At 57.7% G+C, this 22710-nt stretch carries 18 protein-coding genes; 12 read left to right on the top strand and 6 right to left on the bottom strand.

Annotated features, from left to right (window positions below):
* Positions 1-5: 5 nt before the first annotated feature.
* Positions 6-218 (bottom strand): hypothetical protein, encoded by a 213-nt coding sequence (locus H8B20_RS15670; protein WP_042559950.1) that lies wholly within the window; start codon positions 216-218, stop codon positions 6-8.
* Between the two features lie 144 nt (positions 219-362).
* On the opposite strand from H8B20_RS15670, the gene tig reads away from it, so the two are divergent.
* From tig to H8B20_RS15635, 7 genes are all read left to right on the top strand, one after another.
* Positions 363-1673 carry a trigger factor gene (gene tig / locus H8B20_RS15665; RefSeq protein ID WP_042559949.1) on the top strand — a complete coding sequence of 437 codons (1311 nt, stop codon included), beginning with the start codon at positions 363-365 and terminating at the stop codon, positions 1671-1673.
* Between the two features lie 92 nt (positions 1674-1765).
* Entirely contained in the window at positions 1766-2401 is a 636-nt protein-coding gene (clpP, locus tag H8B20_RS15660) for an ATP-dependent Clp endopeptidase proteolytic subunit ClpP (RefSeq protein ID WP_042559948.1), read from the top strand.
* Positions 2402-2514: 113 nt separating this feature from the next.
* On the top strand, positions 2515-3798 hold the full coding sequence (gene clpX, locus H8B20_RS15655; protein ID WP_042559947.1) for an ATP-dependent Clp protease ATP-binding subunit ClpX: 1284 nt from the start codon (positions 2515-2517) through the stop codon (positions 3796-3798).
* 162 nt (positions 3799-3960) lie between these two features.
* Complete coding sequence (gene lon / locus H8B20_RS15650) at positions 3961-6357, top strand: endopeptidase La (protein ID WP_042559946.1); 2397 nt, start codon at positions 3961-3963, stop codon at positions 6355-6357.
* Between the two features lie 147 nt (positions 6358-6504).
* On the top strand, positions 6505-6777 hold the full coding sequence (locus tag H8B20_RS15645) for an HU family DNA-binding protein (RefSeq protein ID WP_008077714.1): 273 nt from the start codon (positions 6505-6507) through the stop codon (positions 6775-6777).
* A 229-nt stretch (positions 6778-7006) separates the two neighbouring features.
* Positions 7007-8878, top strand: coding sequence for a SurA N-terminal domain-containing protein (locus tag H8B20_RS15640; protein WP_210623781.1), 1872 nt, complete (start codon positions 7007-7009; stop codon positions 8876-8878).
* Positions 8879-9227: 349 nt separating this feature from the next.
* Entirely contained in the window at positions 9228-10106 is an 879-nt protein-coding gene (locus H8B20_RS15635; RefSeq protein ID WP_210623780.1) for a DUF2242 domain-containing protein, read from the top strand.
* Between the two features lie 359 nt (positions 10107-10465).
* Here the strand turns inward: H8B20_RS15635 and H8B20_RS15630 are convergent, their stop codons facing one another.
* Complete coding sequence (locus H8B20_RS15630) at positions 10466-11506, bottom strand: AraC family transcriptional regulator (protein WP_210623779.1); 1041 nt, start codon at positions 11504-11506, stop codon at positions 10466-10468.
* Positions 11507-11509: 3 nt separating this feature from the next.
* Entirely contained in the window at positions 11510-12637 is a 1128-nt protein-coding gene (locus H8B20_RS15625; protein ID WP_210623778.1) for a carbon-nitrogen hydrolase family protein, read from the bottom strand.
* A gap of 208 nt (positions 12638-12845) precedes the next feature.
* Between H8B20_RS15625 and H8B20_RS15620 the strand changes: the two genes are divergently transcribed.
* From H8B20_RS15620 to H8B20_RS15610, 3 genes are all read left to right on the top strand, one after another.
* Complete coding sequence (locus tag H8B20_RS15620; protein ID WP_210623777.1) at positions 12846-14885, top strand: NADPH-dependent 2,4-dienoyl-CoA reductase; 2040 nt, start codon at positions 12846-12848, stop codon at positions 14883-14885.
* A 165-nt stretch (positions 14886-15050) separates the two neighbouring features.
* Complete coding sequence (locus H8B20_RS15615) at positions 15051-15971, top strand: 1-aminocyclopropane-1-carboxylate deaminase/D-cysteine desulfhydrase (protein WP_210623776.1); 921 nt, start codon at positions 15051-15053, stop codon at positions 15969-15971.
* 346 nt (positions 15972-16317) lie between these two features.
* Complete coding sequence (locus H8B20_RS15610; protein WP_210623775.1) at positions 16318-16905, top strand: hypothetical protein; 588 nt, start codon at positions 16318-16320, stop codon at positions 16903-16905.
* Positions 16906-17015: 110 nt separating this feature from the next.
* Here the strand turns inward: H8B20_RS15610 and phnX are convergent, their stop codons facing one another.
* Together phnX and H8B20_RS15600 are read right to left on the bottom strand one after the other, a co-directional pair.
* Positions 17016-17843: a phosphonoacetaldehyde hydrolase gene (gene phnX, locus H8B20_RS15605; protein ID WP_042559938.1), complete on the bottom strand. Its 828-nt coding sequence runs from the start codon at positions 17841-17843 to the stop codon at positions 17016-17018.
* 140 nt (positions 17844-17983) lie between these two features.
* Positions 17984-19093, bottom strand: coding sequence for a 2-aminoethylphosphonate--pyruvate transaminase (locus tag H8B20_RS15600; protein WP_210623774.1), 1110 nt, complete (start codon positions 19091-19093; stop codon positions 17984-17986).
* 112 nt (positions 19094-19205) lie between these two features.
* Between H8B20_RS15600 and H8B20_RS15595 the strand changes: the two genes are divergently transcribed.
* Positions 19206-20066: a LysR substrate-binding domain-containing protein gene (locus H8B20_RS15595; protein WP_210623773.1), complete on the top strand. Its 861-nt coding sequence runs from the start codon at positions 19206-19208 to the stop codon at positions 20064-20066.
* 115 nt (positions 20067-20181) lie between these two features.
* Here the strand turns inward: H8B20_RS15595 and H8B20_RS15590 are convergent, their stop codons facing one another.
* A complete protein-coding gene (locus tag H8B20_RS15590) occupies positions 20182-21054 on the bottom strand; it encodes a LysR family transcriptional regulator (RefSeq protein WP_210623772.1) in 873 nt (290 codons plus the stop codon).
* Between the two features lie 269 nt (positions 21055-21323).
* On the opposite strand from H8B20_RS15590, the gene H8B20_RS15585 reads away from it, so the two are divergent.
* Complete coding sequence (locus tag H8B20_RS15585; RefSeq protein WP_210623771.1) at positions 21324-22649, top strand: MFS transporter; 1326 nt, start codon at positions 21324-21326, stop codon at positions 22647-22649.
* Positions 22650-22710: the final 61 nt, after the last annotated feature.

Genomic DNA, 22710 nt, shown 5'->3' with positions numbered 1-22710 from the left:
TTGTTTTAGCGATTTGAAAAGTCGGCGATTGCCGCTTTCGAGTCGCAAGAGCAGGGCGCTTCGTCGAATTTATGTTGCTCGATGATGCTGTGCTGCTCGTCGAGCTTGCTTGCAAGGTCGGCCGTCAGGGAATGATTGGTCGCCGCTTCTATATATAGAAGAGGTCGGCGCAGAGCCCTGGCGTGATTGGTTGTATTCGCCTCGGGGGCGCGACGCATCCGTGCATCGGCTCCTATAAATTGCCTGCTGTTTTTTTACCCGTTTTCAGTAGGGTGACTTCTTGAGTTTGACCCACTAGAATGCATGCCCTTGATTCTGGGGTCGGAAACGGCCGGCTAACGTCTGTGCAACGAGGAATATCCATGCAAGTTTCTGTTGAAAATACTACTGCTCTTGAGCGCCGCATGAGCGTCACCGTGCCGGCTGAGCGTATTGAGAGCCAGGTCAACAAGCGTCTGCAGCAGACTGCCCAAAAGGCCAAGATTGCTGGCTTCCGTCCAGGCAAAGTGCCAATGAGCGAAATCAAGCGCCGTTTCGGTGCTGATGCTCGTCAGGAAGCTGTTGGTGATGTCATCCAGTCCTCCTTCTACGAAGCTGTGGTCGAGCAGAAGCTGAACCCGGCTGGTTCGCCTGCAATCGAGCCAAAGTCGCTCGAAGCTGGCAAGGATCTGGAATACGTTGCCGTATTCGAAGTGTTCCCTGAGTTCACCGTTGCTGGTTTCGAAGGTATCACCGTTGAGCGCCTGAGCGCTGACGTGGCTGACGCTGACCTGGACAAAATGCTCGACATCCTGCGCAAGCAGAACACCCGTTTTGAAGTGGCCGATCGCGCTGCCCAGAACGAAGACCAGCTGAACATCGATTTCGTTGGCAAGGTCGACGGCGAAGTGTTCGCTGGCGGCTCCGCCAAGGGCACTCAGCTGGTGCTGGGTTCCGGCCGCATGATCCCTGGCTTCGAAGATGGCCTGGTTGGCGCTAAGGCGGGCGAAGAGCGCGTTCTGAATCTGACCTTCCCAGAGGACTATCAGAACCTGGACCTGGCTGGCAAAACCGCCGAGTTCACCGTGACTGTAAACACCGTTTCCGAGCCAAAGCTGCCTGAGCTGAACGAAGAGTTCTTCGCTCAATTTGGCATCAAGGAAAGCGGTATCGACGGTTTCCGCACTGAAGTTCGCAAGAACATGGAGCGTGAACTGCGTCAGGCGATCAAATCCAAGGTCAAGAATCAGGTAATGGACGGTCTGCTGGCCACCAACCCGATTGAAGTGCCAAAGGCTCTGCTGTCCAACGAAGTCGACCGTCTGCGCGTGCAGGCTGTTCAGCAGTTCGGTGGCAACATCAAGCCTGACCAACTGCCGGCCGAGCTGTTCGAAGAGCAAGCCAAGCGCCGCGTCGTGCTGGGCCTGATCGTGGCTGAAGTGGTCAAGCAGTTCGACCTCAAGCCTGACGAAGCCCGCGTACGCGAAATGATTCAGGAAATGGCTTCTGCTTACCAGGAACCTGAGCAGGTTGTGTCCTGGTACTACAAGAACGACCAGCAACTGAACGAAGTTCGTTCGGTTGTGCTGGAAGAGCAAGTTGTGGATACTGTTCTGCAGAAAGCTAGCGTGACCGACAAATCGGTCTCTTACGAAGAAGCGGTCAAGCCGGTAGAAGCTCCAACAGCCGACTGATTGTTTTTGCGTTAAGAAGTGCTCACATAAGCCAGCTCTCGAGCTGGCTTATGCGTATTCAAGACATAACTATTTGGGAGTGACTGCAGAGCATGTTCCGTAATTCGTATATTCAGCAGAACTCTGATATCCAGGCCGCAGGCGGCCTGGTTCCGATGGTTGTCGAGCAATCTGCTCGTGGCGAACGCGCCTATGACATCTACTCGCGCCTGCTTAAGGAGCGAGTGATCTTTCTGGTTGGTCCGGTAGAGGACTACATGGCCAACCTGATTTGCGCGCAACTGCTGTTCCTTGAAGCGGAAAACCCGGACAAGGACATCCATCTCTATATCAACTCCCCGGGCGGTTCGGTGACAGCGGGCATGTCGATCTACGACACCATGCAGTTCATCAAACCCAACGTATCGACCACTTGCATCGGCCAGGCCTGCAGCATGGGCGCATTCCTGCTGACCGCAGGTGCTCCAGGCAAGCGTTTCTGCCTGCCGAACTCGCGTGTGATGATTCACCAGCCACTGGGCGGTTTCCAGGGCCAGGCATCGGATATCGAAATCCATGCCAAGGAAATCCTCTTCATTCGCGAACGTCTGAACACGTTGATGGCCAAGCACAGCGGTCACACTCTGGAAGAAATCGAGCGCGATACCAACCGCGATAACTTCATGAGTGCAGAAGCTGCCAAGGCATATGGCTTGATCGACGAAGTGATCAACCAGCGCCCAGCGTAAAAATAAGCAGCTCAAAATAGGCTTGGTCGGCTGGTCTGATCAGCGGCGGGCTTGAAAAAGCCCGCAATAGCCTTCATCTTGTGTTGCAAGCCTATCGGATTTGGATCGAACGAATGACTGACACCCGCAACGGCGAGGACAACGGCAAGCTGCTCTATTGCTCCTTCTGTGGCAAAAGCCAGCATGAAGTGCGCAAATTGATTGCCGGCCCCTCGGTCTTTATCTGCGACGAGTGCGTCGACCTGTGCAATGACATCATCCGCGAGGAGGTGCAGGAAGCCCAGGCCGAAAGCAGCGCGCATAAATTGCCTTCGCCTAAAGAAATCAGCGGCATCCTTGACCAGTACGTCATTGGTCAGGAGCGTGCAAAAAAGGTTCTGGCCGTAGCGGTGTACAACCACTACAAGCGTCTTAACCAGCGTGACAAAAAGGCTGACGACGTCGAACTCGGCAAGAGCAACATCCTGCTGATCGGCCCGACAGGCTCCGGTAAAACCCTGCTGGCCGAAACACTGGCCCGCTTGCTGAACGTTCCGTTCACCATCGCCGATGCAACCACCCTCACCGAGGCCGGTTACGTGGGTGAAGATGTCGAGAACATCATTCAGAAACTGCTGCAGAAGTGCGATTACGACGTAGAGAAAGCCCAGATGGGTATTGTCTATATCGACGAAATCGACAAGATTTCCCGCAAGTCCGACAACCCGTCGATCACCCGGGACGTTTCCGGTGAGGGCGTGCAGCAGGCCTTGCTCAAGTTGATCGAAGGCACTGTCGCTTCCGTACCGCCGCAAGGTGGTCGCAAGCATCCGCAGCAGGAGTTCCTGCAGGTCGACACCCGTAACATCCTGTTCATCTGCGGTGGCGCTTTCTCGGGTCTCGAGAAGGTCATCCAGAACCGTTCCACCAAGGGTGGCATCGGTTTTAACGCAGAAGTGCGCAGTAAGGAAGAAGGCAAGAAAGTTGGTGAATCCCTGCGTGAAGTCGAGCCTGACGATCTGGTCAAGTTCGGTCTGATCCCGGAGTTCGTCGGTCGTCTGCCGGTCCTCGCAACGCTGGACGAGCTGGATGAGGCTGCGCTGATGCAGATCCTCACCGAGCCGAAAAATGCTCTGACCAAACAGTATGCCAAGCTGTTCGAGATGGAAGGCGTCGATCTGGAATTCCGTGCCGATGCACTGAAATCAGTTGCTAAACGTGCCCTGGAACGTAAAACCGGTGCTCGTGGCCTGCGTTCGATTCTCGAAGGTGTGCTGCTCGACACGATGTATGAAATCCCCTCGCAGTCTGAGGTGAGCAAAGTCGTGATCGATGAAAGTGTGATCGAAGGCAAGTCCAAGCCACTGTATATCTACGAAAACAGTGAGCCGACTGCCAAGGCAGCGCCGGACGCATAAGCGTCCACTCTGCCGGAATAAAGAAGGGGCCTTCGGGCCTCTTTTTTTTATGTCGTTTTTTACATCCGCTTTGCGCTTGTTTTTTTTCAAGGCAGCCCCCATCTTGGTTTCAAGTTTAATTCCATCTGATTACGGCCATATGGCCGCCGAAGAGGCGAAATCATGAAGACAACCATCGAATTGCCTCTCTTGCCATTGCGTGATGTCGTGGTTTATCCGCACATGGTTATCCCGCTGTTCGTGGGGCGCGAGAAATCCATCGAAGCCCTCGAAGCTGCGATGACGGGCGACAAGCAGATTCTGTTGCTGGCCCAGAGAAACCCGGCTGATGATGATCCCGGTGAGGACGCTCTCTATCGCGTAGGTACGATCGCTACCGTTCTGCAGCTACTCAAGCTGCCTGACGGCACCGTCAAGGTGCTGGTCGAGGGTGAGCAGCGCGGTACCGTTGAACGCTTCAGTGAGGTCGACGGGCACTGCCGTGCCGAAGTCTCGCTGATCGAAGAAGTCGAGGCTGTCGAGCGCGAATCCGAAGTGTTCGTGCGCACGCTGCTTTCGCAGTTCGAACAATATGTACAGCTGGGCAAAAAAGTCCCGGCTGAAGTCCTGTCTTCGCTCAACAGCATCGATGAGCCGGGCCGCCTGGTGGACACCATGGCTGCACACATGGCGCTGAAGATCGAGCAGAAGCAGGAAATTCTCGAAATTATCGATTTGTCGGCACGGGTCGAGCACGTCCTGGCATTGCTGGACGCCGAGATCGATCTGCTGCAAGTCGAAAAACGCATCCGTGGTCGCGTCAAAAAGCAGATGGAGCGCAGTCAGCGCGAGTACTACCTGAATGAGCAGATGAAGGCCATTCAGAAAGAACTGGGTGACAGCGATGAAGGCCACAACGAAATCGAAGACCTGAAAAAGCGTATCGACGCTGCGGGTTTGCCGAAGGACGCCTTGACCAAAGCCACTGCCGAGCTGAACAAGCTCAAGCAAATGTCGCCGATGTCCGCCGAGGCCACCGTGGTGCGCTCTTACATCGACTGGCTGGTGCAGGTGCCGTGGAAGGCGCAGAGCAAGGTGCGTCTGGACCTGGCTCGCGCAGAAGACATTCTCGATGCTGATCACTACGGCCTCGAAGAGGTCAAGGAACGTATCCTTGAATACCTCGCTGTGCAAAAACGCGTGAAAAAAATCCGTGGCCCGGTGTTGTGCCTGGTTGGTCCTCCTGGCGTGGGTAAAACCTCGTTGGCGGAGTCGATTGCTCATGCCACCAACCGCAAATTCGTGCGCATGGCCCTGGGTGGCGTGCGTGATGAAGCGGAAATTCGCGGTCACCGCCGGACTTACATCGGTTCGATGCCGGGAAGATTGATTCAAAAAATGACAAAGGTGGGCGTCCGTAACCCGCTGTTCCTGCTCGATGAAATCGACAAAATGGGCAGTGACATGCGTGGCGATCCGGCATCTGCTTTGCTGGAAGTGCTTGATCCGGAGCAGAACCACAACTTCAACGACCACTATCTGGAAGTCGATTACGACCTTTCGGATGTGATGTTCCTGTGCACCTCGAACTCGATGAACATCCCGCCGGCGCTGCTCGACCGGATGGAAGTCATCCGTCTGCCGGGCTATACCGAAGACGAGAAGATCAACATCGCGGTCAAATACCTGTCGCCTAAGCAGATCACCGCCAACGGTCTGAAGAAGGGCGAACTGGAATTCGACGCCGAAGCAATCCGCGACATCATTCGTTACTACACCCGTGAAGCCGGTGTGCGCGGCCTCGAACGTCAGATCGCCAAGGTCTGCCGCAAGGCGGTGAAAGAGCATGCGATGGAAAAACGCTTCTCGGTGAAAGTGACAGCTGAGTTGCTGGAACACTTCCTCGGTGTGCGTAAATTCCGCTATGGCCTGGCCGAGCAGCAGGATCAAATCGGTCAGGTCACCGGCCTTGCCTGGACGCAGGTTGGTGGCGAATTGTTGACTATCGAAGCCGCTGTCGTACCGGGCAAAGGTCAGTTGATCAAGACGGGCTCGCTGGGCGATGTAATGGTCGAATCGATCACTGCGGCCCTGACCGTTGTGCGCAGCCGTGCGAAGAGTCTTGGCATTCCTCTGGACTTCCATGAGAAGCGCGACACGCACATTCACATGCCGGAAGGGGCGACCCCGAAGGATGGTCCTAGCGCCGGTGTAGGCATGTGCACGGCATTGGTGTCTGCGCTGACCGGTATTCCGGTGCGCGCTGATGTCGCCATGACGGGCGAAATCACATTGCGTGGTCAGGTGCTGGCGATCGGCGGTCTGAAGGAAAAACTGCTGGCGGCACACCGCGGCGGAATCAAGATTGTGATTATTCCGGAAGAGAACGTGCGCGATTTGAAGGAGATTCCTGACAATATCAAGCAGGATCTGCAGATTAAACCGGTTAAATGGATTGACGAGGTCCTGCAAATTGCGCTGCAATACGCGCCGGAGCCCTTGCCGGATGTGGCTCCGGAGATAGTTGCCAAGGATGAAAAACGTGAGTCTGACTCTAAGGAAAGAATTAGCACGCATTAATCGTTTTTGACTGGGTGGCTTCCTTGACAGCTTTTTAGAGCCCTTGTTATAAAGCGGCTCTTAAGTGTTTGTAGGCCATCCAGCACTCGTTTTTGCTTTCACCAAAAAACTTAGAATCATCTCAAAATAGATATAAGGGGACTTAGAGTGAACAAGTCGGAACTGATTGATGCTATCGCTGCATCCGCTGATATCCCGAAAGCTGCTGCTGGCCGTGCGCTGGACGCTGTAATCGAATCCGTCACTGGCGCTCTCAAGGCTGGCGACTCCGTAGTTCTGGTTGGTTTCGGTACTTTCTCCGTAACTGATCGTCCAGCTCGCGTTGGTCGTAACCCACAGACCGGCAAGACGCTGCAAATCGCTGCTGCTAAAAAACCAGGTTTCAAAGCCGGTAAAGCACTGAAAGAAGCGGTTAACTAAGTTTTCAGGTTTTTACCCATCCGGGTCGGGGTTATGCCTGACTTGGCAGCGGAGCGGTAGAGCAGGTCGCTGAAACAGTTGCCTGTAACGCCGGGATCGAGGGTTCGAGCCCTGTCCGCTCCGCCAGTTACGAGAAGGCGCATCCTCGGATGCGCCTTTCTTCTATCCGGATTTTACCCACGCTCCACGGTTGCCTAAATATTGAAATTCAACCGTTTCTGGGGGACGCATGCTGCAGAATATCAGGGACAATTCACAAGGCTGGATTGCCAAGACTATTATCGGGATCATCGTTGTATTGATGGCGTTCACGGGTGTCGAGGCCATTTTCCAGGCTACGACCAACAGCCAGAATGCGGCCAAGGTCAACGGTGAAGACATCAGCCAGAATGAGCTCAGCCAGGCCGTTGATATGCAACGCCGTCAACTGATGCAACAGCTGGGCAAGGATTTCGACGCTTCGTTGCTCGATGAAAAAATGCTCCGCGAATCAGCCCTCAAGGGTTTGATCGATCGCAAGCTGCTGTTGCAAGGTGCGGACGAAGCGAAATTTGCTTTCTCCGAAGGTGCCCTTGATCAGGTGATTCTGCTGACGCCTGAATTTCAGGTTGACGGCAAGTTCAGCTCCGAGCGTTTCGACCAGGTAATCCGTCAACTGGGTTACAGCCGTATGCAGTTCCGCCAGATGCTGGCTCAGGAAATGCTGATCGGCCAACTGCGCGCCGGTGTTGCAGGCAGCGGCTTTGTGACCGACGCCGAAGTGCTGGCTTTCGCCCGTCTGGAAAAACAGACCCGTGACTTCGCGACCCTGAACGTCAAGGCCGATCCGGCTGCAGTCAAGGTGACCGACGATGAGGTCAAGGCTTACTACGACGAACACGCCAAGGAGTTCATGACTCCGGATCAAGTCGTCATCGATTACCTGGAGCTGAAGAAGGCCTCGTTCTTCGACCAGGTTACTGTCAAGGATGAAGATCTGCAGGCGGCGTATCAGAAAGAGATCGCCAACCTGTCCGAGCAGCGTCGCGCGGCTCACATCCTGATCGAAGTGAACGACAAGACCACCGAAGCTCAAGCCAAAGCGAAGATCGAAGAGGTGCAGGCGCGTCTGGCCAAAGGCGAGAAATTCGAAGCGCTGGCCAAGGAGTTCTCGCAGGATCCGGGTTCGGCCAACAATGGCGGTGACCTCGGTTACGCAGGTCCTGGTGTCTACGACCCAGCCTTCGAAAAATCGCTGTACTCGCTGGCCAAAGATCAGGTTTCCGAGCCGGTTCGCACCGATTTCGGTTTCCACCTGATCAAGCTGCTGGGTGTTGAAGCACCTGAAGTGCCGTCCCTGGCCAGCCTGAAAGACAAGCTGACCCGCGATTTGAAAGCGGCGCAGGTCGAGCAGCGTTTCGTCGAGGCGACCAAGCAGCTGGAAGACTCCGCGTTTGAAGCGTCTGACCTGGCTCAGCCAGCAGCAGATTTGAAGCTGACCGTTCACACTTCCAAGCCATTCGGCCGTGAAGGTGGCGAAGGGGTTACGGCCAACCGTGCCGTAGTCACTGCTGCATTCAGCACCGAAGTGCTCGATGAAAGTGCCAACAGCACTGCCATTGAGCTGGATCCGGACACTGTGATCGTGCTGCGTGCCAAGGAGCACTTGAAGCCTGCTCAACTGCCTCTGGAAAGCGTGAGTGCGGCCATCCGCGCTCAGTTGACCAAAGAGCATGCCAGCGCTGCAGCCAAGACCAAGGCCGAGAAGCTGATTGCTGATCTGCGTGATGGCAAGGCTCCTCTGGACAAAGCGGTTGACGGTCAGGACTGGAAAACCACTGAAGCGGCCACCCGTGGTCACGAAGGTGTTGAGCCGGCGGTGCTGCAAGCACTGTTCCGCATGCCGAAACCGGCTGCCAAGGACAAACCGACGTTCACCAGTGTGACGTTGCCGGACGGCAGTTTGATGATCGTTCGCCTTAATGGCGTGAACGAAGCCGCTGCTCCGACGGATGAAGAGAAGGTTCAGTACCGTCGCTTCCTTGCGTCGCGTGAAGGTCAGCAAGACTTTGCGGCGTATCGCAAGCAGTTGGAAAGCAAGGCTGACATCAAGAGGTTCTGATGGCGGTTTGAGCTGTAGTACAAGAAGCCCCGGCCTGTGTGCCGGGGCTTAATGAGATGGTCAGCCTGACCGAGAAGCCCTGCAGGTTTGCGCTTGCAGGGCTTTTCTCGTTTTCGGCTTATGCTCTCTTCTGTAACTATCCATTCGGTTTGGGGTGGTGCTGTCGTCGCTTTTAGCCGAGAACTGATTCTGGATTTTGCTGGATTTCCTTCATTGAATTATCAGCGCGACCTTTTTCCGCAATCTGGGGTCGATAGGCTTGTAACCGTTTCAAGACACTAATCCTTACGCCGCGAGGGCGCGTTCTGTTGCACAATACGCCCCGGACTGTTTTCCCTCAGGATGTTTAATGTTGATTTCCACTCCCCTGCGTGTTGTCGGGTTGGCGCTGTTGTTGGCCGGTGTTGCCGGTTGTGCGAAAGACAAGCCGATGTATGAGCACGAGAGCTTCGATGACTCCGGTACGTTTTCGCGTAATTACCCCGTGACCGACGTTGTCAGTTGCGAAGCGGCGCGTCGTGCGTTGTTGAGTCAGGGCTACATCATTACCAGCAGCGACTCGAAACTGATCAGTGGCCACAAGAGTTTTCAGCAAACCGGCGATACGCACATGGAGATCAGCTTCAATGTGGTCTGCGCTGATGACGGCAGTGCCGGGCACCACGCGACGATGTTCGCCAATGCCTTGCAGGATCGTTATGCGCTGAAGAAGACCAACAACTCGGCCAGTCTCGGTGTCGGCGTGTTGGGCTCGGTATCGATGCCGATCGGCTCGTCGGACGATTCGATGGTCAAGGTCGCCAGCGAGACGGTGACGGCGCAAAAGTTCTATGAGCGCTTCTTTACCCTTGTAGAACAGTTTCTGCCGGCAGAAACCAAGAAAGCAGCACATATCGAGGAAAAGCCGAAGCCGGATCTGGGCGTGCCTGAGGCAAAAGTGGCCCCCGCGAGCCTGACGCCAGCCGCAGAGCCCGCTCCAGCGCCTGTTACAGCTCCTGTTACAGCGCCTGTACCAGCACCGGAGCCAGCCGTGACCGCGCCTGCGCCCGCTGAGCCGGCACCGGTCAGTTCTGAGCCGTTAGCGCCTCCTGCGGAGTCGCCCCCCATTGCTCCGGCACCCAGTGCAGAACCTGCGCCGGCTACCGAAACCATCACGCCACCGGCCAATCCGACGGACATTCCGCCGCCGTCCGAGCCGATTCCGGCAATGCCGGCCTCCGGCCAATAATCCCACGCCTCGGCTAGTCCCTTGTAGGAGCTGCCGAAGGCTGCGATCTTTTGATCTTGAAATCATCAAGGATCGAGCCTTCGGCAGCTCCTATAGAGGAATATCTCGTTACATTCCCCTGACAAAAATCCCGCGATAAATTCCTGACCGCCTGCTACGTTTTATTCATGAAGGCCAAGCTTCACTTTTCCTTCACACGGGCACGTTATGCTCGAGGCACTGGGCATTTGCTCAGGCCCATTCAACAGAGCAGCAGGGGGATTACGCGATGGATGACTATCAGGAAGAACTGCTCGAATACCAGGCCTACGAACTGGATTCGCCAGAGCCGGCGGAAGACGCTACCGAGCTTTAAGGTGTCAGGCTGTTTTACGATGACTGCGGCGGAATTCGCCCGGCGTCTGGCCGCTCCAGCGTTTGAACGCTCGCTGGAATGCTTCGGCTGAAGCAAAGCCGAGCAGGTAAGCGATTTCGCCGAACGCCAGTTCCGTATCGCGGATGTAGGTCATCGCCAGATCACGGCGAGTGTCGTTGAGGATTGCGCGAAATTGCGTGCCTTCCTCAGTCAGTTTGCGTCGCAAGGTCCATGTCGGCAGCTTCAGGCGTGCCGCCACTTCTTCCAGGTCGGGTTCTCGGCCACCATTCAATAACGGCCCAAGCAGTTGCGTGATGCGTTCGCGCAGGCTACGAGTGCGGGTCAGTTGCTCCAGCTCTCTTTCACACAGCTGCAGCAGATGCCGCCAAGTGCTCGGGCAGTGTTCGGGGTTGCGCAGGGCAAGGCTGGCCAGGTTCAGGCGCAACTGGTTGCGCTCGGCGCTGAACTGGATCGGGCAATCACCCAAGGCAGCGTAAGCGTCGCGATAATCGGGCGCGTCGAATTCGATTTCAACACGTTCAGCCCGCAGCGGTTCGCGGCTGACGCTAGATAGTTGATGCAGCCAGCCGGCGATGATCGAATCCACTACGAAACGGTTATAGGCGTTGTACGGGCTGATCGAATAGAAACGCAGCCATGCGCCAGTGGCGTCCTCGTGAAAGCTCGACTGGCCGCGGTAATTGGAACCGTACAACGGTTCGAAGCGGATCAGGCAACGAGCGGCCTCACGTACGGTAGGCGCCTGTGATGCGGTGACACCGGCCAGCCCCGCCTGGCTCAAGCGACTGAGCTGGCCCATGCGCAGGCCGAGGGCCGGATCCCCGGTCAATTGAATCGCGCCATGCCCCAATCGCATGTAACGCGGAATCGACAATCGTGCCCCGGCCTCGGCCAATCTTGCCGCATCCAGTGCGTATTGTTCGAGCAGCGGCTGTGGGTCGGCGCCGTGACTGCGAACCGCATCGGCGAGGCTATGAACGAAACCTACCGACAGATCCCCAAGGCGCATCGGCAGCGGCTTCATCGCTTACAACCAGATATTCAGCATACGTGCACCGCGGGCGTCACCGTCGGCGAACTGCTGGCCGTTGCTGTTGAGGAAGCTTTGGCCTGCGCCTGATTTATCCCAGAACTGCCCACGCAGAAACACACTCATACCGGCGACTGCATGGCTGCTGGGCGGTTGCGCGGTCAAGGTCAGGCGATGCCAGGCCTGGCCTTCGCTGACTTCGCCGGGCTTGAGACTGACGGAGCTTGGTGTACTCGAACTCTTGTAGCCACGCCACGGCTGATTCCATGCGCCCTGACCGAATACCTGCGCCGGCACGGCAATCAATTGCGCGCCTTGTTCGTCGAGTTTGCGGTAGTTGTCCGGATACCAGCTGTCGCTGCCGATGAGTACGCCAAGTCGCCCGGCCGGGGTATCGACAACGTTGATCGTCTTTTCATTGGCCTGGATGACATCACGCTGGCTGAACACCGGGTGCAGTTGTCGCTGCGGCTGGCCAAGCGGTGCACCGTCGCGACCGAAGACCACGCTGCTGTTGTACAGCGCACCGCTGCCAGGTTTGAGCTGACCGTCACGGATGCTCGGCTCGGGCAGAACGATTGAGCCGGCCACCAGCGTCACGTGAAATTCCCTGGCCAGGCCGCCGAACAGCGCCTGGTAGTCCTTGGCCATGGTGCGCGATTTCATGCGCAGGTGAGCATCGTCGAGACGGTCTTTACCCTTGGCGCTCAGCCAGGCACGGGCGAACAACAATGGATTGCTCGCCGCCAGCCAATTCATCGCCTCGGCGAGGGTGGGGGCTTGATAGAGCTCGTCTTTTTCGCCGCTGATCATTAACCAGGTGCCGACATGTTCCGGCAACACCACCACGGTCTTGTCATTCAACAAGCCTTGATCCTGCGCTTGCTGCAAGTACGCCGCGAGTTTGCGGCGCAGGCGCGCGGGGCTTTGGTAGTCGGTGGGGAACAGTTCCGGCTGGATGCCCAGCAGATTACCTCGGTCGGCGGGCGTGCCCTGATCGACCGCCAGTTTGATGCGCAGGTCCGACAGGTAATGCCCCGCAGGCCGGTCTGCCGCCCACATGGCGTAGGTGGTGAGGACGGCAACGAGGGCCATGGAAAAAAACAGGTACAAAAGTTTGCGCATGAAAACCAACAACGACCGGGTACAGGGTATGGCGACTAGGGTAGGGCCCAGGGTCTGGCTTGCCAAGGGGTGCTGCGCATTTAGATCATTAACTTGTCAGTTACGGTCATTGAGTGACAGCGATGCGACTCTTAGTCTGTCGAACATGACTGACGGGGGACGCAGAGCTCCCGCACTTTTTCCGTGATCGCTTGTTGTGGAGTTACCGATGACCGCCGCTCATTACCCGCACCTGTTGGCCCCGCTGGACCTGGGATTCACCACGCTGCGCAACCGCACCCTGATGGGCTCGATGCACACCGGTCTTGAAGAAAAGCCGGGTGGCTTCGAGCGCATGGCAGCTTACTTCGCTGAACGTGCCCGTGGCGGCGTCGGCCTGATGGTGACTGGCGGGATCGGCCCGAACGACGAGGGCGGTGTGTATTCCGGTGCAGCCAAACTGACCACCGAGGAGGAAGCGCTCAAACACCGTATCGTCACCCGCGCGGTGCACGAGGCGGGCGGCAAGATCTGCATGCAGATCCTCCATGCCGGCCGTTATGCCTACAGCCCGAAACAAGTCGCGCCGAGTGCGATTCAGGCGCCGATCAACCCGTTCAAGCCAAAAGAGCTCGACGAGGAGGGCATCGAGAAGCAGATCAGGGATTTCGTCACCTGTTCGGTGCTGGCGCAAACCGCCGAGTACGACGGCGTGGAAATCATGGGTTCGGAAGGTTATTTCATTAACCAGTTCCTCGCCGCGCACACCAACCATCGCACCGACCGTTGGGGCGGTAGCTACGAAAACCGTATGCGTCTGCCAGTGGAAATCGTGCGCCGCGTCCGTGAGGCGGTCGGCCCCAATTTCATCATCATCTTCCGTCTGTCGATGCTTGATCTGGTCGAAGGTGGCAGCACCTGGGACGAGATCGTCATCCTCGCCAAAGCCATCGAGCAGGCCGGGGCGACCATCATCAACACCGGCATCGGCTGGCACGAAGCGCGTATTCCGACCATCGCCACCAAGGTGCCGCGTGCGGCATTCAGCAAGGTCACGGCCAAGCTGCGTGGCTCGGTGAGCATTCCGCTGATCACCACCAACCGCATCAACACGCCGGAAATCGCCGAGCAGATACTCGCCGAAGGCGATGCCGACATGGTCTCGATGGCGCGGCCGTTTCTTGCCGATCCGGACTTCGTCAACAAGGCTGCCGAAGGTCGCGCTGACGAGATCAACACCTGCATCGGCTGCAACCAGGCCTGCCTCGACCACACCTTCGGCGGCAAGCTCACCAGTTGCCTGGTCAACCCGCGCGCCTGCCATGAAACCGAGCTTAACTATCTGCCGGTGCAGCAAATCAAGAAGATTGCCGTGGTTGGTGCCGGCCCTGCCGGGTTGTCCGCCGCGACCGTGGCTGCCGAGCGTGGCCATCAGGTGACGTTGTTCGATTCTGCCAGCGAAATTGGTGGCCAGTTCAACATCGCCAAACGCGTGCCTGGCAAAGAAGAGTTTTTCGAAACCCTGCGCTACTTCAACCGCAAGCTGCAAACGACTAACGTCGAGGTGTGCCTGAACACCCGCGTCGACGTCGCGAAACTGGTTGACGGCGGTTACGACGAAATCATCCTCGCCACGGGTATTGCACCGCGCACTCCGGCGATTCCGGGCGTGGAAAATGCCAAGGTGCTGAGCTATCTCGACGTGATCCTCGAGCGCCAACCGGTTGGCAAACGCGTGGCGGTAATTGGTGCGGGCGGCATCGGTTTCGACGTTTCCGAATTCCTCGTTCACGAAGGCATTGCCACCAGTCAGGATCGCGCCGCGTTCTGGAAGGAGTGGGGCATCGACGCCAAACTCGAAGCCCGTGGTGGCGTGGCCGGGATCAAACCTGCGCCGCACGCGCCGGCTCGCGAAGTGTTCCTTTTGCAGCGCAAGAAAACCAAGGTCGGCGACGGTCTGGGCAAAACCACTGGCTGGATTCACCGTACCGGGCTGAAGAACAAGCAGGTGCAGATGCTCAACAGTGTTGAATACCTGAGCATCGACGACGAAGGCCTGCACATCCGCATCGGCGAAACCGGCGAGCCACAGTTGCTGGCGGTGGACAACATCGTGATCTGCGCGGGGCAGGACCCTTTGCGTGAACTGCACGATGGCTTGGTAGCGGCCGGGCAAAACGTGCACCTGATCGGCGGTGCTGATGTCGCGGCGGAGCTGGATGCCAAGCGTGCGATCAATCAAGGGTCGCGTCTGGCTGCAGAGCTCTGATCAACCGCTATCGGTAACGGACCAACTCCTGTAGGAGCTGCCGAAGGCTGCGATCTTTTGACTTTGTTTTTCAAGAACAAGATCAAAAGATCGCAGCCTGCGGCAGCTCCTACAAGGGTTTTTTTGGCTGGTAGACTGTGGTCTTTTTCAGGTCATGCGGTGCTTATGTTTTTGCCTGCGCAAGCTCCTCTTGAACTCCTGCAACTCGACTGGCTCACCGCCGCCAATGTTGAAGTCGCCATCCTGCGCCTCGATCAAATCGACCCGCTGATCAGCGGTAACAAGTGGTTCAAGCTCGTTGAGCATCTGAAAGCCGCCGATCGCACCGGTGCCGAAGGCATCATCAGTCTCGGCGGCGCGCACTCCAATCATTTGCACGCGTTGGCGGCGGCGGGTAAACGGCTAGGGTTCAAAACGGCGGGGCTGCTGCGCGGTCATCCACAAGAAACACCGACTGTCGCTGATCTGCAAGCGTACGGCATGCACCTGCATTGGCTGGGTTATGGCGGTTATCGGGCGCGACATGATCCGGGGTTCTGGGAGCCGTGGCAGGCGCGTTATCCAACTCTGCATGCGGTGCCAGAGGGCGGTGGCGGATTAGCCGGGGCGCTGGGTTGTGCCGCGATCAAGGCGCAGGTCGATGCGCAATTGAGCCATTTGGGTTGGAACGATTATCACGGTTGGTGGCTGGCCTGCGGCACAGGGACGACGTTGGCCGGGCTGGCACTCGCCGAGGCGGGGGCGCATCCGGTTTACGGCGCGTTGGCGGTGCCTGAGGATCACGGCGTGGCGGCGCAAGTCGAGTCGATCCTGCAGGAAACCGGCCGGCGCAGGGCTGACTTTGAGCTGACCGATGCCAGTCGCGGCGGTTTTGCCAAGGTCGATTCGGCATTGCTCGCGTTCATTGCACAGACCGAGCTGGACAGCGGCGTACCGTTGGAACCGCTGTACACCGGCAAGGCGTTGCTGGCGCTCAAGCAGCAGGTCGAGGCGGGTAAATTCGCCAGCGGCACACGCTTGGTCTTCGTGCATACAGGTGGATTGCAGGGACTGCGGGGGTTCTCCCACAACCTTCTTGTAAGTTGAGCTTTTGTGGTCGGGGGATCTATCGATGGCCAAAGAGAGCCGCTGCTGTGTCTCGGCCCGGACCACCCCCGCCTGGGCTCAACCCGATGGCGCGTTTTTGCTCTGAGTGGTCTGAGTTTGGTTCAATGTACTGGTGCGATCTGGATGTGTTCTATGGCAATGCGTGAAGTGGCTGAATTTAATGGGTGTTAATTGTTTTTGAAGTTTGGGTTTGATGACTGAGTGTTGGTGTTACGGCTTGTTTTTTATATTCTGTATTTGACTTCGGATTGCTTGGTTATGTCGTGCTGTTTATTGTGTGGGCAAGTCCTCGGGTAAAAGTAATTGCTTGGGGTGTTAATGTTGTTTGATTTTTCAAGTGGATTATTTATGTTCTCTGAAACGACCTGTCTCCAAACCGAAACCAGTGGGCAAGCCAGTTCCGCTCAAACCTGTAGTGCCGGTCAAGCCTCTCATCAAGCCTGTTAAGCCACTCAAACCAATCGTCAAGCCGGTCAAGCCGATTGGGCCAGTCAAGCCCGTTAAGCCCGGCTCGCTCACCAAACCTGTAATTACCGGCGGCACTGTCGGACCTGTTGCAACGAAAAGGCCACCCATGCCTTGGCCGACCATCAACTTCAATATTGATCCGGTTGCTCTGGCGACACTTATTATCAGTTTGGGCGGAATCCTCAATACTGATGGCTCTGCGTCCCTTCCCGATGGCAGTCTGGTTGATACGAGTAAGAACCTACTCAAGGGGCCCGATGGCGTTATCCATCATCAAGACGGCCGTGTCGAGTTTCCTGATGGCCGCATTATCTGGCCGGATAATACGATCGAACATCCGTATGGCCGCATTGTTTGGGAAGATGGAACAGAACAACTTCCTGACGGCAGTATCAAGTATCCGGACGGCCTGACTTACGATGCGCAAGGTAACCTTGTCTCGTAATAAGTTGTGGGTTGGCCATGTTGTAAAGTTTCGTGATGCTCTGCGTCTCGATCAGTAAAACAGAAACACCGCCGACTGGCTCTAAAGTCGGCGGTGTTTTTTATTGCAAGTTAGCAGGATTGCGGCATTTCACCGTTGGCCAGACGTTTGTTGATGTCGGCAATCACTTCCGGCAGATCGCTGATAGTGTCGATCATGTAATGCGGGCGCGAGCTTTCGAACAGCGCATGGATACGCGCGCGTTCGCTGGCCAGTTCATCGCTGCCCAAGGCACGGAAACCCTCGTAATCCAGGCCCAGCGCGTTGCCCGAGCAGATCAGCGCCACGGTCCACATTCCGGCGCGGCGACCTTCGAGGATGCCCGGGACGGTGTCGTCGATCTTCACGCAGGCGCCGACGTCGTCGATGCCCAGCGCAATGACGTTGGCCAACGCCTGTGCTGGCCAAGGGCGGCCGTTCGGCACTTCGTCGGTGGCGACCACATGGTCGGCGATGTAGCCGTTGGTGGCGGCCAGTTCGACGACTTTATCCATCACCTGTTTCGGGTAGCCGGAGCAGGAGCCGATCTTGATGCCTTGCTGGCGCAGGTTGGCGATGGTCTCCAGGGCACCGGGAATCAGCGCCGAGTGTTCAGCGATTTTCTCGATTTGTAGCGGCATGAAGCGCTCGTAAATGGCGGTCACGTCATCGTCGGTCGGCGTGCGGCCGAACGCTTTGCGGTAACGTTCGGCCACCTGCGGCTGATCGCACAGGGTGCGGATGTGATCCCATTTGCCCATGCCCATCGGGCCGCGGGCCTCTTCAATGGAAACCTGAACGTCGAATTCGGCGAAGGCTTCGACGAAGATCTGCGTCGGGGCGAAGGAACCGAAATCGACCACGGTGCCGGCCCAGTCGAGGATAGCGGCTTGCAGCTTGGTTGGGTTGGTGTAGTTCATGATGTTGAAAATCCTGTGTTGGCAATGCAATTCAAATGTGGGAGCGAGCCTGCTCGCGAAGGCGTCAGATCAGTCGATATCAATGTTGAATGTTCAACCGCATTCGCGAGCAGGCTCGCTCCCACAGGTATTAGGGGGGGTTAGATTTCTAACACTTCCATCTCGCGCAATACTTCGCCCACCGCCGCCACGGCCTGGCGCATTTGGTCCGGGCTGACATGACCGATGCAGCCGACGCGGAAGGTTTCGACCTGAGTCAGTTTGCCGGGATAGAGGATGTAGCCCTTGGCCTTGACCCGTTCGTAGAAATCCTTGAACTGATAACGCGGGTCATTCGGCGCGTGGAACGTTGCGATGATCGGCGCCTGAATCGCTGCTGGCAGAAAGCTGCGCAAACCGAGTTTGCCCATCTCTTCCATCAGCGTCTGGCAGTTGGCGGCGTAGCGCGCATGCCGCGCCGGCAGGCCACCTTCTTCGTTGTATTGCAGCAGGGCTTCGTGCAGCGCCGCGACCACGTGGGTCGGTGGGGTGAAGCGCCATTGCCCGGTCTTCATCATGTAGGCGTGCTGGTCGAACAGGTCCATCGCCAGTGAGTGCGAATTGCCGGCGGCTGCGGCCAACGACTCTTTGCGTGCGAAGACAAAACCCATCCCCGGCACGCCTTCCAGGCACTTGCCTGACGCGGCGATCAGCGCATCGAATGGCACTTGCTGCGCATCCACCGGCAGCGCGCCGAATGAGCTCATGGCGTCGATGATCAGGCGCTTGCCGTGTTGCTCGACGACGTGAGCGATTTCCGCCAGCGGATTAAGAATGCCGGTGCTGGTTTCGCAGTGGATCAGCGCGACGTGAGTGATAGTGCTGTCGGCGCGCAGCAGACGGTCGACGTCGGCGGCGGTGGTCGGTTCGTCTTCAGCGGTCTCGAAAGTGCTGAACGAGCGGCCCAGCACTTCGCAGATTTTTGCCAGTCGCTTGCCGTAGGCGCCGTTTATCAGCACCAGTATTTTGCCGTCGCGTGGCACCAGCGTGCCGATCGCTGCCTCGACCGCGAAAGTGCCGCTGCCTTGCAATGGCACGCAGTGGTGGGTCGCGGCGCCGTTGAGAATCGCCAGTAATTGCTCGCAGAGGCTGGCGGTCAGTTGATTGAAGCGGTCATCCCATGACCCCCAGTCGACCATCATCGCCTGGCGGGTGCGGGCCGAAGTGGTCAACGGGCCGGGAGTGAGCAGGATGGGTTCGGCGGTACTCATTCGTGTGTCCTCGGATAGCGCTGTGGGATGAAGCTACGGGGCCTAAGTTGCAATTTGCCGTTGCATCAATCAAATTGTTTGTTGTTATGCCAGCCATCAGTGAGAGTTATTCATGAACCTGTTTCAGCTGCGCGCCTTCGATGCCGTGGCGCGCGAGGGCAGCTTTACCCGCGCCGCCGCACGGTTGTTCATCAGCCAGCCGGCAGTGACCGGGCACATCAAGGCGCTGGAGGAGCATTACCAGATCACGTTGTTGCGACGCACCGCGCGACGGGTGGAGTTGACTGAGGAAGGCACCAAACTGGCGGCGATCACTCGCGCAATGTTCGGTCTGGCGGAAGAAGCGCAAACCATGCTGGAGGCCAACCGCCAGTTGTTGACCGGGCGGCTGGAAGTGGCGGCGGACGGCCCGCACATGGTCATGCCGATGCTGGCCAGTCTGCGTGCGCGCTATCCGGGGATCACGGTGAATCTGCGTTTGGGCAATGCCCAGGAAACGCTGGCGGCGTTATTGTCGGAACACGCCGACGTCGCGGTGCTGACCGAAGTCGAGCCGCGCAAGGGACTGCATCTGCAAGCACTGAGCGAATCGCGGATTTGCGCACTGGTGCCGGCGGGGCATCCGTGGGCAGCGCGTGCCATGGAGGTGAAACTCAAGGAACTGGATCAGGTGATCATGGTGCTGCGTGAGCCGAGTTCGATTACCCGGCGCACATTTGATCTGGCCTGCACGCAGGCGTCGATTCATCCGCGCGTGTTGCTGGAGCTGGACAGTCGCGAGGCGGTTACCGAGGCGGTCGCCGCGCAGCTGGGCGTTGGCGTGGTGTCATCGGTGGAAGTCAGCCACGACCCACGGGTAGTGGCGATTCCGATTGTCGGGGAGGGCTTGGTCAATCGCCACATGATCGGTTGCATGGAGCGGCGGCGGGAGTTGCGCTTGATTCAGGCGTTTTTTGGATTGGCGCCAGCCTGATAAACCGTGGCGCTTTCATCGCTGGCAAGCCAGCTCCCACAGGTTTCTCCGGTGTACGCACAATTTGTTAAAGGCTGAAACCCTGTGGGCTTGCCAGCGATTGGGCCAGCGCCGTTCACACAAGACTCTCGCGAACCATATCCAGAAACGTCGCCACCACTCGCCGCGAACTCTGTTCGCGCAAGCACACCAAAGTTTCGGTCAAACGTCGGGTGCAGTCGGTGATCGGCAACGCGCAAACCCTTGAGTCGGCGCCAAACTCGGCCGCTGAAACCACGCCCACACCAATCCCCACCACCACCGCCTCGCGCGCCGCTTCCCGGCCTTCGACCTGAATCGCCGGACGAATGCGAAACCCCGCCCGAGCCATTTCCTCCTCAAGCGTTTGCCGGGTCACCGAACCGTGTTCGCGCAATACCAGCGGCGTGTCATCCAGGTCCGCCAGGCAGATCGACTCGCGCTCGGCCCACGGGTGATTGCGCGAAACAAACGCCACCATCGGATCGTTGCGCAGCGGTACGCACAGCAAGCGTTCATCGCTGACATCACGCCCCAGCAGCGCCAGATCGGCCTGATAGTTAAACAGGCGAAACAATGATTCGTCGGTGTTACCGGTCTCGATCTTCACGTTGATGCCTGGAAAACGCTCGCAGAACCGCGCGATCTGCGGCAACACATGCACCGGCGCATCTACCGCCAGAATCAGGCTGCCGGTCTGCAGCGCCTGGGATTCCTGCAATAACTCCTGTGCTTCCGCTTCAATCACAAACAGGCGCTGGGTGATCGCGAGCAAGCGTTCGCCCAGATCGGTCAGGCGTACCGAACGTTTGTTGCGATGAAACAGCAAAACCCCAAAGCGTTCTTCGAGTTTGCGCACCTGGTCGGAAATCGCCGGTTGCGTGAGAAAAAGACGATGAGCGGCTTTGGTGAAGCTTCCATGCACGGCCACGGCGTGGAACGCTTTGAGTTGGGCGTGGGAAATTGACATGGTCGCTCCAGTTAAAAGCTGAGCTTATGTGTGAAATACGATAAATCGATTTTATTTATTAAACAGTAATTGCTTTGATCGGCTCACGCCACCGCCGACTGCTCGATCGAACAGCGGCGCTGGCCATGAGCCTGTGCGTGCAACAGCAGGACTCATCTGACCGTTATCGCCATAGGGATGGGGTGATATCGCAGTGCTCAACAATAAAAAACACAGGCGTTTACTTAACGATTCTGCCGGCACACTCACACCCTGAGGTCAGAACCACAATGAACAAGCACATCGGCAACATTGCGCGTTGGCGCATGCAGATTTTTGCTATCACATGGCTCGCGTACGCCGCTTTCTATTTCACTCGCAAAGCATTCTCGGTGGCCAAACTGGGCATCGGCGAAGATCCAGATTTCATGCTCGACAAAATGACCATGGCCAACCTCGATGCCATCTATCTGGCGGCATACGCCATCGGCCAATTCACCTGGGGCATGCTCGCTGACCGCTTCGGCCCAAGGGTTGTAGTGTTCGGAGGCTTGCTGATTTCTGCGGCGGCGGCACTGGTGATGGGCAGTTTCGCCACGCTGCCGATCTTCGCCACCTGTATGTTGATTCAAGGGTTGGCGCAGTCCACGGGATGGTCGGGGTTGTGTAAAAACCTTGGCAGTTTCTTCCCGTCCAAGCAGCGCGGGCGAGTGCTCGGCTTGTGGAGTTCTTGCTACGCATTTGGTGGGCTGGTGGCGTCGCCGTTCGCCGGTTGGTGGGCCTACACGCTCGTCGGCAGCTGGCACGCGGCGTTTTTCTCCAGTGCGGCAGTGGTGGCGGTGGTGGCGGTGTTGTTCTTTATCTTCCAGCGCGACAAACCGGAAGATGTCGGCCTGCCGGCGGTGGAACCGGAGCCTGTGTTAAGCGCCGAAGAGACCGAAGCCAACAGCAAGCTCAGCGTTTGGGAGCCGTTGAAGGAAATCCTGCGTAATCGCACGGTGCTGGTGCTGGGCCTGGCGTATTTCATGTTGAAACCGGCGCGTTACGCGATCCTGCTGTGGGGCCCGGTGATCGTGTTTGAACAGATGCCCAGCGTCGGCAAGGTGGGTGCGGCGATCATCCCCACTTCGTTCGAGCTGGCCGGGCTGCTTGGGCCGATCATGATCGGTCTGGCGTCGGACAAATTGTTCGGCGCTCGGCGTATGCCAGCCTGTGTGATCAGTCTGCTGGCGCTTACGGTGACGCTGGCGCTGTTCATGGCTGCCTTGCAGAGCGGCAGTGTTTTGCTGGTCGTGGCATTGCTGTTTGTCATGGGCCTGACCCTGTACGGACCCGACTCGATGATCAGCGGTGCGGCCGCCATCGATTTCGGCAAAGCCAAGGCCGGGGCCACCGCCGCCGGATTCGTCAACGGCTGCGGCTCGGTCGGCGCCGTGCTTGGCGGCTTGCTGCCGGGCTACTTCGACACGGTGACGGTGTTCATCGTCTTCGCCGGTTGCGCACTGTTCTCGGCGCTGGTGTTGATTCCGCACTGGAACAGCCGGCCGGTCGGATTCATGGAGCCGCGCGCGTCCATCCCCAACTGCCCCTTGACGATCAAACCTCTGCGTAACTGAAACCCCTTTGCCTCGCGGCCTGCTGCGGTGTTCGCGGCAGGCTGTGCCGTGGCCAACTGAC

Source organism: Pseudomonas sp. P42 (assembly GCF_017973755.1).
GTDB classification, from domain to species: domain Bacteria; phylum Pseudomonadota; class Gammaproteobacteria; order Pseudomonadales; family Pseudomonadaceae; genus Aquipseudomonas; species Aquipseudomonas iridis.
Note: the sequence above shows the minus strand (reverse complement) of the source record. Positions and strands in the feature narration are given on the sequence as shown.

What these genes read in the sequence shown, in the direction of transcription:
- clpX (WP_042559947.1), top strand. Translation starts at nt 2,515, where the DNA reads ATGACTGACACCCGCAACGGCGAGGACAACGGCAAGCTGCTCTATTGC.
- H8B20_RS15640 (WP_210623781.1), top strand. Translation starts at nt 7,007, where the DNA reads ATGCTGCAGAATATCAGGGACAATTCACAAGGCTGGATTGCCAAGACT.
- H8B20_RS15595 (WP_210623773.1), top strand. Translation starts at nt 19,206, where the DNA reads ATGAACCTGTTTCAGCTGCGCGCCTTCGATGCCGTGGCGCGCGAGGGC.
- H8B20_RS15600 (WP_210623774.1), bottom strand. Translation starts at nt 19,093, where the DNA reads ATGAGTACCGCCGAACCCATCCTGCTCACTCCCGGCCCGTTGACCACT.
- lon (WP_042559946.1), top strand. Translation starts at nt 3,961, where the DNA reads ATGAAGACAACCATCGAATTGCCTCTCTTGCCATTGCGTGATGTCGTG.
- H8B20_RS15615 (WP_210623776.1), top strand. Translation starts at nt 15,051, where the DNA reads ATGTTTTTGCCTGCGCAAGCTCCTCTTGAACTCCTGCAACTCGACTGG.
- H8B20_RS15625 (WP_210623778.1), bottom strand. Translation starts at nt 12,637, where the DNA reads ATGCGCAAACTTTTGTACCTGTTTTTTTCCATGGCCCTCGTTGCCGTC.
- H8B20_RS15670 (WP_042559950.1), bottom strand. Translation starts at nt 218, where the DNA reads ATGCGTCGCGCCCCCGAGGCGAATACAACCAATCACGCCAGGGCTCTG.
- phnX (WP_042559938.1), bottom strand. Translation starts at nt 17,843, where the DNA reads ATGAACTACACCAACCCAACCAAGCTGCAAGCCGCTATCCTCGACTGG.
- H8B20_RS15585 (WP_210623771.1), top strand. Translation starts at nt 21,324, where the DNA reads ATGAACAAGCACATCGGCAACATTGCGCGTTGGCGCATGCAGATTTTT.
- H8B20_RS15630 (WP_210623779.1), bottom strand. Translation starts at nt 11,506, where the DNA reads ATGAAGCCGCTGCCGATGCGCCTTGGGGATCTGTCGGTAGGTTTCGTT.
- clpP (WP_042559948.1), top strand. Translation starts at nt 1,766, where the DNA reads ATGTTCCGTAATTCGTATATTCAGCAGAACTCTGATATCCAGGCCGCA.
- H8B20_RS15590 (WP_210623772.1), bottom strand. Translation starts at nt 21,054, where the DNA reads ATGTCAATTTCCCACGCCCAACTCAAAGCGTTCCACGCCGTGGCCGTG.
- H8B20_RS15620 (WP_210623777.1), top strand. Translation starts at nt 12,846, where the DNA reads ATGACCGCCGCTCATTACCCGCACCTGTTGGCCCCGCTGGACCTGGGA.
- H8B20_RS15635 (WP_210623780.1), top strand. Translation starts at nt 9,228, where the DNA reads ATGTTGATTTCCACTCCCCTGCGTGTTGTCGGGTTGGCGCTGTTGTTG.
- tig (WP_042559949.1), top strand. Translation starts at nt 363, where the DNA reads ATGCAAGTTTCTGTTGAAAATACTACTGCTCTTGAGCGCCGCATGAGC.